Annotated in this window: 8 protein-coding genes and 1 tRNA gene; 5 read left to right on the forward strand and 4 right to left on the reverse strand. The window is 59.5% G+C overall.

Annotated elements, in window-relative coordinates:
• Positions 1–167: 167 nt before the first annotated feature.
• The 3 genes from OC445_RS24120 to OC445_RS24130 form a co-directional block, all read right to left on the reverse strand.
• Complete coding sequence (locus OC445_RS24120) at positions 168–644, reverse strand: FxsA family protein (RefSeq protein WP_003193941.1); 477 nt, start codon at positions 642–644, stop codon at positions 168–170.
• Between the two features lie 66 nt (positions 645–710).
• Positions 711–1,442 (reverse strand): HugZ family protein, encoded by a 732-nt coding sequence (locus OC445_RS24125; protein ID WP_057975083.1) that lies wholly within the window; start codon positions 1,440–1,442, stop codon positions 711–713.
• Positions 1,443–1,544: 102 nt separating this feature from the next.
• Positions 1,545–2,552 carry a DUF481 domain-containing protein gene (locus OC445_RS24130; RefSeq protein ID WP_034128627.1) on the reverse strand — a complete coding sequence of 336 codons (1,008 nt, stop codon included), beginning with the start codon at positions 2,550–2,552 and terminating at the stop codon, positions 1,545–1,547.
• 194 nt (positions 2,553–2,746) lie between these two features.
• Between OC445_RS24130 and OC445_RS24135 the strand changes: the two genes are divergently transcribed.
• The 4 genes from OC445_RS24135 (at position 2,747) to OC445_RS24150 (ending at position 7,524) form a co-directional block, all read left to right on the forward strand.
• Complete coding sequence (locus OC445_RS24135; RefSeq protein ID WP_054897670.1) at positions 2,747–3,061, forward strand: MGMT family protein; 315 nt, start codon at positions 2,747–2,749, stop codon at positions 3,059–3,061.
• Between the two features lie 43 nt (positions 3,062–3,104).
• Positions 3,105–4,637 carry an AmpG family muropeptide MFS transporter gene (locus tag OC445_RS24140; RefSeq protein WP_034128628.1) on the forward strand — a complete coding sequence of 511 codons (1,533 nt, stop codon included), beginning with the start codon at positions 3,105–3,107 and terminating at the stop codon, positions 4,635–4,637.
• A 197-nt stretch (positions 4,638–4,834) separates the two neighbouring features.
• Entirely contained in the window at positions 4,835–6,550 is a 1,716-nt protein-coding gene (locus tag OC445_RS24145) for a proline--tRNA ligase (RefSeq protein ID WP_034128629.1), read from the forward strand.
• A 20-nt stretch (positions 6,551–6,570) separates the two neighbouring features.
• Positions 6,571–7,524, forward strand: coding sequence for a hypothetical protein (locus OC445_RS24150; RefSeq protein WP_057975080.1), 954 nt, complete (start codon positions 6,571–6,573; stop codon positions 7,522–7,524).
• Positions 7,525–7,653: 129 nt separating this feature from the next.
• Here OC445_RS24150 and dinB read toward each other — a convergent pair whose 3' ends face one another.
• A complete protein-coding gene (gene dinB, locus OC445_RS24155; protein WP_003193948.1) occupies positions 7,654–8,712 on the reverse strand; it encodes a DNA polymerase IV in 1,059 nt (352 codons plus the stop codon).
• 278 nt (positions 8,713–8,990) lie between these two features.
• Here dinB and OC445_RS24160 point away from each other — a divergent pair.
• Positions 8,991–9,067, forward strand: a tRNA-Met gene (locus tag OC445_RS24160).
• The last annotated feature ends 215 nt before the right edge of the window (positions 9,068–9,282 follow it).

Consider the following 9,282-nt stretch of genomic DNA (forward strand, 5'->3'; position numbering starts at 1 on the left):
CGCTGGGCGAGACGCGGAAGTCTGTCTAGTGTCACCACCAGAAACCTTGCGGTGACCGTTACATAAGGGCGCCCAGGCTTATTACAAGGGGCCGAGGATGAAATTTTTTGTGTCGGCTCAAGGGTAAATGCAACACGGCACCCGAAGGTGCCGTGCCAGTGAAGCGGTTACTTAGGGTCGCGGTGTTCGAACTCGCCTTCGATCACATCACCTTCACGCCCCAGGGGTTGGCGTGGAGCCGGGCCACCACGGGGTTGCAGGTCGTCGGCGAACGCACGCTGGCGCATCGCCGCCTCTTCAGCACGCTGGCGCATTTTGCCGGCCAGCAGCTTGCGGGTGAATGGCAGCAACAGCACCAGGCCAAGCACGTCGCTGATAAAGCCCGGCAGGATCAGCAAGCCACCGGCCAGGGCCATCATCAGGCCCTCAAGCATGGTCTGGGCCGGCAGTTCGCCGCGGTTCAGGCTTTCACGGGCACGCAACGCGGTCGCCAGGCCGGCGACACGCAGCACCAGGACGCCGAGCATGGAGCCTACGATGATCAGCAACAGCGCCGGGAAAAACCCGATCGCACCGCTGACTTTAACGAATACGAACAGCTCCAGCACCGGGAACAGCAGAAAGAGCAATAAAAAAGGGCGCATCAAATGGTTCCTCAACGCAAGAATGCCTTGCCAGTCCACCTTAGATGACGTCGCCGTTGTGTAAATTCAAGCGTCAACCGTGGTTTTTTTCGGCCACACCTCGGCGTGAGCCAATGAAACCAGGGCTTCGCGTACTTGTGTCGGTGTGTTGCAAGGCGTCTCGAAAGGCAACCAGTGCAAGGATTGGCCGATACGCAAGTGCATGCCTTCGCTGTCGATGCCGGCCAGCTGTGCCGGCTCGCTGGTCGGCAAACCGCCGAGGTCGACGTAATGGGCGATGGCCTTGGTGTGATCGCTGTTCATGTGCTCGATCATGCTGCGCTCGGCCTTGCCCGCAAACGGGTTGGCCAAGGTTAACTGGTCGACCCAATGGATCGCGCCAAACCCACCGATGTAACGGTGACGGACGGGGTTGAGCACCCAGAAATCGAAATCGTGGGCCTTGTGGTAGTTGGCCGAATCAGGGAAGTAGCGGTAGTAGCGCTCGGCCGCAGCTTCGATGACGGCCGGGTCTTCCAGCTTCTCGGCTTCGGCCAGGTAGGTCAGGCGCCCCACGGCTTGCACATCATCGGCCTCGCGCTCACCCACCAACAGCGAACACTTGGGATCTCTTTGCAGGTTGTGGGTGTGCTGGGCAATGCGGCTGATCAGGATCAGCGGGCGGCCCTGCTCGTCCAGGCAGTAGGGCACCACCGAGCCAAAGGGAAAGCCGGGCATGGCTTTGGACTGTGTGGCGAGCGCCCCACGGTATTCCTTGAGCAACAGCTCTCGGGCGTTCTTGGCAACCTGCGTGCTCAATAGATGACTCCTCGGGTGTTCCGCCGCCCATGGCATATGGGAATGGATCTCAACACAAGGTAATCAATATCTGCGCAGGTTGCCAGAGTGGCCGACGCCGGTTTACCAGGCCACGCCGAAGCCTGCGGTGTAACGGGTCTTGCTCAAGCTGCTATCGGAGTCGCCGCTGATGACGTCACGCTCGGCCTTGAGATTGAGGGACGCCCATTCGGTGACTTTGTAGCGCAGGCCCATCTCGGCATCCAGGGAGTAATCGGCCGGACCGTCCAGAGGCTTGCCCAATTCGCCGTTGGTGAAGAACTCCACGGTCTTGCCCACCAAGTAGCGGTTGTAGTTCCACTTCATGGCCAGAGAGTAAAAGTTGTCCTTGCCGCCGTCGGCATATTCGTAATCGGTGCGGTTGACCAGCGAACCGAGGGAGAACGCGCCCAACTCATCATCCCAGAACTGGTAGCCCGGGCCGGTACCCACGGTGCGCTGGCGCGCCAGGTCCTCGACCTTGTCGCGCTTGTAGGTCAGGCGCCCCTGCCAGAACCAGTGCTCGGTGATAAAACGGTCCAGGTCGTATTCCAGGGCCCAGTTGTCGGTGGTGGTGACGTCGTCCTGGAACTCCCGGTTATATTCGCCCTTGCCCGTATGACGCCACTGGCCGTGACGGGCCGAGGTCTTGAAGTCGATGTCGTAGTCGTTGGTGTCTTTGTCCGCGCGTTTGTAGTCCAGCGCTAGGTCGACATTACCCTTCCAAACCAGGTCTTCGATCACGGGCTTGGGCTTCATGATCTGTTGGATACTTGCCAGTTCCACCGTCTTGGGCGCCTCGCCATTGGCCAGCACCACCTTGCCGTCATCCGATGCCTGCAAGGACTTGGCCTTTTCACCGCTGTAGGCGTCCTGCTTGACCAGCAGCTCCTGGTCACTTTCCAGGGTTTTGACCTGCTTCCAGTCCACCGGAATGGAGCCTGCGTAGTCGGTTTGGATCAGCAACTTGCCACCGTCGAAGACTTTGATCTTGCCGGTGAGCCGGTCACCGTTTTTCAACCAGACGGTATCGGCGAGCAAGGGCGTGGAAGCACTGAAAACAGCAAGGCACAACAGGGTTCTGGACAACATAAGCAAGTACGGGACTCGGGGTTGGCGAAAATAAGGGGCGTTATAGTGTTACATGGCTAGAACTGACTCAAGGATTTATATTGAGTTCAATACTCATCGTCATGTTTACAGACGTTTCTGACAAAACAACGACGATCTCAACGGATATCCCCACAGTGATCCTACCCGCCGATACGCCACAAAGCCCCGCCGAGATGCGCCGCACCGCACTCTACCTGACGTTGTCGCAGGTGCCCGAAGGCTGCGTGGTGAGTTACGGCGAGCTGGCCCACCTGGCCGGTTTGGGGCGGGCTGCCCGCTGGGTCGGGCGCACCCTGAGCCAGTTGCCGCAAGACACGCGGTTGCCCTGGCATCGGGTGCTGGCTGCCGGTGGTCGGATAAGTTTGCCGGTGGGCAGTGCCTCGGGTGACGAACAACGTGCGCGTTTACGTAGCGAAGGCGTCACCATCCTGAACAATCGTGTTGATATTCAGCGTCATGGCTGGCGCCCGGTAGAGCACAGCGGTTAGAGTGCGCGCTTTGTTTCCGCAAATCTGAGGCAGACTCCAGCCCATGCCCCGTAAAACCTGGCGCGCCGCGCTCGCCGCCTATGCCAGCCCTTCGACGTTAGTGCTGTTGTTGCTCGGTTTCGCCGCCGGCATGCCTTACATGTTGGTGTTCTCGACGCTTTCAGTGTGGCTGCGTGAAGCCGGTGTGGCTCGCGAGACCATTGGCTATGCGAGCCTGATAGGCCTGGCCTACGCCTTCAAATGGGTCTGGTCGCCGCTGCTCGACCAATGGCGCCTGCCGTTGCTTGGCAAACTGGGGCGACGTCGCTCCTGGCTGGTGCTGGCCCAATCGCTGGTGATCCTCGGATTGATCGGCATGGGCTTTTGTGACCCGCAAAAACACCTGTCCTGGTTGATCGCCATTGCGGTGGTCGTCGCCTTCGCGTCGGCCACGCAAGACATTGCCGTGGATGCCTACCGCCTGGAAATCGCCGACGACAGCCGTCAGGCCGCCCTGGCGGCAAGCTACATGTCCGGTTATCGCATCGCCGCCCTGCTGGCCACGGCCGGTGCGCTGTTCTTTGCCGAAGGCTTTGGCTCCACTGGCTTCAACTATAAACACTCGGCCTGGACCGGCACCTATGTGTTGTTCGGCGTGTTGATGGTGCCGGCGTTGCTCACCACCTTCCTCATGCGTGAACCTGATGTGCCACTGCGCACCCAGTTGCAGGCCGGCCGCTACAGTTTCATGCACCAGTTGGTGTCGGTGTTTGTACTCATCGTGCTGTTGGTCTCGGTGCCGGCGATGTTCACCCAGTTGTACAACACCGACTTCGCCAGCGTGCTGTTCCAGGGCGTGAGTTTGTGGGAACTGCTGATGGAAGACCGCGCGTTCCTGCGCGCCATCCTCTATATCATCCTCACTACCCTGTGCCTTTCAGCCATGGGCCGCCGGGGCCTGGCGCCCGTGCTCACGCCGGTCAACGACTTTATCCTGCGCTACCGTTGGCAGGCGCTGCTGCTGCTCGGGCTGATTGCCACCTATCGCATGTCCGACACGGTGATGGGCGTCATGGCCAACGTGTTCTATATCGACCAGGGTTTCACCAAGGACCAGATCGCCGGGGTGAGCAAGATCTTCGGCCTGATCATGACCCTGCTCGGCGCCGGCATGGGCGGCCTGTTGATCGTGCGGTTCGGGATACTGCCGATCCTGTTCATCGGCGGCGTGGCCTCGGCCGGTACCAACCTGCTGTTCGTGATGCTCGCCGACATGGGCCCCGACCTGCAGATGTTGATCGTCACCATCTCCCTGGACAACTTCAGTTCGGGCATGGCCACTTCGGCGTTCGTGGCGTACCTGTCGAGCCTCACCAACCTCAAGTTCTCCGCCACCCAATATGCGCTGCTCAGTTCGATCATGCTGTTGCTGCCGCGTTTGATCGGCGGCTATTCAGGGGTGATGGTGGAGAAGTTCGGTTATCACAACTTCTTTATGATCACCTGCCTGCTGGGTGTGCCGACGCTGCTCCTGATTGCGTTGCATTGGTTCCAGGAGAACCGCCGCGCCCGACTGAATCCCCCGCCGGAAGACTGATACGACTCGGTCAATGTGGGAGCTGGCTTGCCTGCGATAGCGGCGTTGGGTTCACCATCGCTATCGCAGGCAAGCCAGCTCCCACACAAGCGACGGTTACGACAGATACACCCAGCTACCTCACGCCTGTACTCCGGCGACAAGCGCCCGTACAATCCCAAGTCATTTCAAGTCCAAGCAACCGACAACGGCCTACCATGCGTACCAGTCAATATTTGCTCGCCACACAGAAAGAAACGCCTTCCGACGCGGTTGTAATCAGCCATCAGTTGATGCTGCGCGCCGGTATGATCCGCAAACTGGCCTCGGGCCTGTACACCTGGTTGCCCATGGGCTTGAAGGTGATGCGCAAGGTCGAAGCCATCGTTCGTGAAGAAATGAACGCTGCCGGCTCTCTGGAAGTGTTGATGCCGAGCACCCAACCGGCTGAGTTGTGGCAGGAATCCGGGCGCTGGGAAGAGTACGGCCCTGAGTTGCTGCGCTTTAAAGACCGTCATGGCCGCGATTTCTGCGCCGGCCCGACCCACGAAGAAGTCATCACCGACCTGATGCGCAACGAGTTGAGCAGCTATAAGCAGTTGCCGCTCAACCTGTATCAGATCCAGACCAAGTTCCGTGATGAGATCCGCCCACGCTTCGGCTTGATGCGTGGCCGCGAATTCATCATGAAGGACGCCTATTCGTTCCACGCAGACCAGGCTTCCCTGCAAGCGACCTACGACCGCATGCACCAGGCCTACTGCAACGTGTTCACGCGCCTGGGCTTGAAGTTCCGCCCGGTTGAAGCGGACAACGGCTCCATCGGCGGTGCCGGCTCCCACGAATTCCACGTGCTGGCCGAGTCCGGCGAAGACGATATCGTGTTCAGCAACGGTTCCGACTACGCGGCGAACATCGAGAAGGCCGAAGCCATACCACGTGAAACCTCGCGCCCTGCTCCCACCGAGGAGCTGCGCCTGGTCGACACGCCAGACACCAAGACCATCGCGGCCCTGGTGGAGAAATTCAATCTGCCGATTGAAAAGACCATCAAGACCCTGATCGTGCGCGCCGAAGAAGAAGGCAAACTGATCGCCCTGGTGATCCGTGGCGACCACGAGCTCAACGAAATCAAGGCTGCCCAGCAACCTGGCGTGGCCAGCCCGCTGGTCATGGCCACCGATGCCGAACTGCGCGACGCCATTGGCGCCGGTGCCGGCTCCCTGGGCCCGCTGAACCTGCCGCTGCCGATCATCATCGACCGTTCGGTCGAGCTGATGAGCGACTTCGGTATCGGCGCGAACATCGACGACAAGCACTACTTCGGCGTGAACTGGGAGCGTGACCTGCCGGTTCCGACCGTGGCCGACCTGCGCAACGTCGTGGCCGGCGACCCGAGCCCGGATGGCAAGGGCACCCTGGAGATCAAGCGCGGCATCGAAGTCGGGCACATCTTCCAGCTGGGCAACAAGTACAGCAAGGCGATGAAGTGCGAAGTACTGGGTGAGAACGGCAAGCCGATCACCCTGGACATGGGCTGCTACGGCATTGGCGTATCCCGCGTGGTTGCCGCTGCCATCGAGCAGAACAACGACGAGAAAGGCATCATCTGGAGTGACGCGCTGGCGCCGTTCCAGGTAGCCCTGGTGCCATTGCGCTATGAAACCGAGCAAGTACGCGAAGCCACCGACAAACTGTACGCGGAACTCACCGCTGCCGGTTTCGAAGTGCTGCTCGATGATCGGGACAAGAAAACCAGCCCGGGCATCAAGTTCGCCGACATGGAACTGATTGGCATCCCGCACCGGATCGTGGTCAGTGACCGCGGCCTGGCGGATGGCAATCTGGAATACAAGAGCCGGACCGAAGCCGAAGCCCAACCGTTGCCGGTGGCTGACGTGCTGTCTTTCCTCCAGGCGCGTATTCGTCGCTGAAAACCAGATCAAGAGAAGTCATGTTCAAGCGAAACACCAGAGCCCTGGGGGGCGCCGCCTTGTGCGGCGCCCTGCTGGTCAGCGGCTGCGCCAATCAGATGTCGCAACGCAGTGAGCACGAGGAGCGGGTCGAGCGTAAGTTGCTCGACCACAGCCTGCAGATCGATGTAGGCGAACCCACAGTGCTGGAGCTGCCGCAACGCCGGGTTCGCATTCATGAGCAGAAGACCTTCGAGGTCACCGAATTCGAAGTCACCCGTCGTTATGACCGCTACACGCCCTACCAGCCCTGGCGCAAACTCTATGAGATGCCCTTGGGTGCCGTGGCGCTGGTGGCGGGCGTGGGTGCCAACGTGGCGAATATCTTCGCCCTCGGCAACCTGCCCACGAGTGTGACCCATGACTGGTTGAGCTATGGCGTGGACGGCATCAACCCGTTCATGAACGTGCAATCCCACGGCCGTGCGCAACAGAACCTGGCGGCTATCGATGAAGTCCAGCGTGACAAGCGCCTGGAGTATTCGAGCCTGCCCTGGAGCGAGCGCCCGGTGCAAGTCACTGCCGGCAAGCAGACCCATGAGCTGACCACCGACCGTAACGGCATCCTGCGCCTTAACCTGTTGGACAGCCCCTTTGCCGAGCAGGACCTGAACCGCGTCACCACGCTGAAAATCACTGTGGCGGATGGCCAGGACGACGTGCATACCGACTCGACCCTGGCGGTCAGCAACACGCTGCGCAGCAAGCTGCTCGAAGCCCATGCCCTGATCTATGACGACCTGGAAGATGACGAAGTGAACCAGTGGGTACACCGGGTCAAACGCCTGTCGGAGCTGGGCCTGGAAGAAGAAGCCAGCGAGCTGGAACAAAGCCTGATCGAACTGACGCGCAATGATCCGGAGTTGCAGCAGGAGTTTGTGCAGGCGTTGACCAAGGACGGGGGGCGTTTGGTGGCGGATCCCGGCGCACGCTGATCGCTCAATACCTGTGAAGATCAAACTGTGGGTGCTGGCTTGCCTGCGATAGCGGTGTATCAGTTAAAGCATTCGTGACTGACACACTGCTATCGCAGGCAAGCCAGCTCCCACATTTGTTTCGGTTTTTTACCAGGAAAACTCGAGCTGTTCGTTGCCGCCGCTCAGGTCCAGCAACCGTACGCCTATCCCCAACAACCGCACCGGCTTGCCCCCGCGATTGAACGCCTGGGTCATCAACTGTTCATAACTCTCCAGATCCCGCCCTGCCCCCGCCTGCTCCAGCGTCGTCTGGGTAAAGTCATGAAACTTCACTTTCACGAACGGCTTGCCCGCCCGGTAGCTACTGTCGATACGCGCCATGCGCCCGGCCAGGGTCTCCATCAACTCCGGCAGTTTCGCCAGGCAACTTGAAAGATCGGGCAAGTCCACGTCGAAGGTATTTTCTACACTGATGGATTGCCGCCGGCTGTCGTTTTGCACTACACGATCATCAATCCCACGGGCCAGGCTCCAGAGGCGCTCGCCAAAACTGCCGAATTCGCGCACCAGCGCCAGTTTGTTCCAGTCGCGCAATTGCAGGCAGTCTTCGATGCCCAGGCGCGCCAGCTTGTCAGCGGTGACCTTGCCCACGCCATGCAGCTTGCTGACACGCAACTGCGAGACAAAGTCTTCAACTTGATCCGGCGTGATCACAAACAGGCCGTTGGGCTTTTTCCAGTCGCTGGCGATCTTGGCCAAAAACTTGTTGGGCGCCACGCCGGCAGACACAGTGATATGCAGCTGGTTGGAGACCCGGCGCCGAATGTCCTGAGCAATACGCGTGGCGCTGCCGCCAAAATGCGGGCTGTCAGACACGTCGAGGTAAGCCTCATCCAGCGACAACGGCTCGATCAAGTCGGTGTAGTCGCGGAAAATCAGCTGGATTTCTTTCGACGCTTCTTTATAGGCATCCATGCGCGGCTTGACGATGGTCAAGTCCGGGCACAGCTTCAGGGCGTGACGTGACGACATCGCCGAACGCACCCCATACGCCCGCGCCTCATAATTGCAGGTGGCGATCACGCCGCGCCGATCTGCCGAGCCACCGACAGCCAAGGGCTTTTGCGCCAGGCTCGGGTCGTCGCGCATCTCGATGGCGGCGTAGAAGCAATCACAGTCGACGTGGATGATTTTGCGCTGCGTCATATAAACGGGGTGTTAACCAACGGGTGGCCAGTATCGCACTCACCCCTGTATATAGCACCAGTAGTTTGAATCTTCTGTCTGAGCGGTAGGAAATTTCGTAGACGAATATATTTTATCAATCGAATCCAGCATCCCAATAGAGCTGAAAGCCTTGCCCTGTCTGGCTTCAAGCCCTCAAGAAGCCCCTCATCAAGCGCTAACCGATTGAAGCAAAAGCGCTTTTCTTCGATTCACAGGTTGACACACTCGCGTTCCTCTGTAGAATGCCGACACACAGACGCGGGATGGAGCAGTCTGGTAGCTCGTCGGGCTCATAACCCGAAGGTCGTCGGTTCAAATCCGGCTCCCGCAACCAAACATCAAAAAAGGCTACTCGAAAGAGTGGCCTTTTTTGTGCGCGCTTGTTTTCCCTTGCAGAATGCGCCCAACACCTTGATTTCAGAATAATTAGCGCTTATTTCAGCGATCGGCTCATTAACGGTTGACACCCCGCCATTGGGCTGTAGAATGCCGCCCACAGACGCGGGATGGAGCAGTCTGGTAGCTCGTCGGGCTCATAACCCGAAGGTC

Source organism: Pseudomonas sp. Pse35 (assembly GCF_024519715.1).
Taxonomy (GTDB): Bacteria; Pseudomonadota; Gammaproteobacteria; order Pseudomonadales; family Pseudomonadaceae; genus Aquipseudomonas; species Aquipseudomonas paracarnis.